Source organism: Bacillus sp. HY001, from assembly GCF_007558965.1.
In the GTDB taxonomy this organism is placed as follows: Bacteria; Bacillota; Bacilli; order Bacillales; family Bacillaceae_G; genus Bacillus_A; species Bacillus_A mobilis.
This window is the reverse complement of the sequence record NZ_VLTE01000024.1, coordinates 1-772: the sequence shown is the minus strand read 5'-3', so window position 1 is coordinate 772 and position 772 is coordinate 1. Positions and strand designations below refer to the sequence as shown.

Sequence of the window (772 nt, the reverse complement as noted above, 5' to 3'; positions counted from 1 at the left end):
CCCTGAAAGATGATCAGGTTGATAGGTTCGAGGTGGAAGCGTGGTGACATGTGGAGCTGACGAATACTAATAGATCGAGGACTTAACCATATAATATGAAGCAAGTGTTATCTAGTTTTGAGAGAACATAAAAAACTTGTTGACTTTTAAAGTGAATAAGTTATAATAATGATTGTCTCAAAAGAATAATGTCTGGTAATGATGGCAGAGAGGTCACACCCGTTCCCATACCGAACACGGAAGTTAAGCTCTCTAGCGCCGATGGTAGTTGGGACCTTGTCCCTGTGAGAGTAGGACGTTGCCAGGCAATATTATTCCGCAGTAGCTCAGCGGTAGAGCTATCGGCTGTTAACCGATCGGTCGTAGGTTCGATTCCTACCTGCGGAGCCATTGGAGAGCTGTCCGAGCTGGCCGAAGGAGCACGATTGGAAATCGTGTATACGTCACAAGCGTATCAAGGGTTCGAATCCCTTGCTCTCCGCCATAGGATTTATAATATTTGGCCCGTTGGTCAAGTGGTTAAGACACCGCCCTTTCACGGCGGTAACACGGGTTCGAATCCCGTACGGGTCACCACTTTGGAGGATTAGCTCAGCTGGGAGAGCACCTGCCTTACAAGCAGGGGGTCGGCGGTTCGATCCCGTCATCCTCCACCATATAAATTATATAAATAGTATTATCGCGGGGTGGAGCAGCACGGTAGCTCGTCGGGCTCATAACCCGAAGGTCGCAGGTTCAAATCCTGTCCCCGCAACCAAATGGTCCCGTGGTG

The 772-nt window shown here is 49.0% G+C and carries 5 tRNA genes and 2 rRNA genes; all 7 read left to right on the top strand.

The features are described 5' to 3' along the window. Positions 1–90 (top strand): 23S ribosomal RNA (locus tag FOT98_RS13080); the annotation flags it as partial. A 101-nt stretch (positions 91–191) separates the two neighbouring features. Next, a 5S ribosomal RNA gene (gene rrf, locus FOT98_RS13075) occupies positions 192–307 on the top strand. A gap of 8 nt (positions 308–315) precedes the next feature. Then, positions 316–390 (top strand) — tRNA-Asn (locus tag FOT98_RS13070). A 2-nt stretch (positions 391–392) separates the two neighbouring features. After that, a tRNA-Ser gene (locus FOT98_RS13065) sits at positions 393–484 on the top strand. Between the two features lie 17 nt (positions 485–501). Then, a tRNA-Glu gene (locus tag FOT98_RS13060) sits at positions 502–576 on the top strand. A 4-nt stretch (positions 577–580) separates the two neighbouring features. Then, positions 581–656: transfer RNA gene (locus FOT98_RS13055), tRNA-Val, on the top strand. 24 nt (positions 657–680) lie between these two features. Next, positions 681–757, top strand: a tRNA-Met gene (locus tag FOT98_RS13050). Positions 758–772 lie beyond the last annotated feature (15 nt).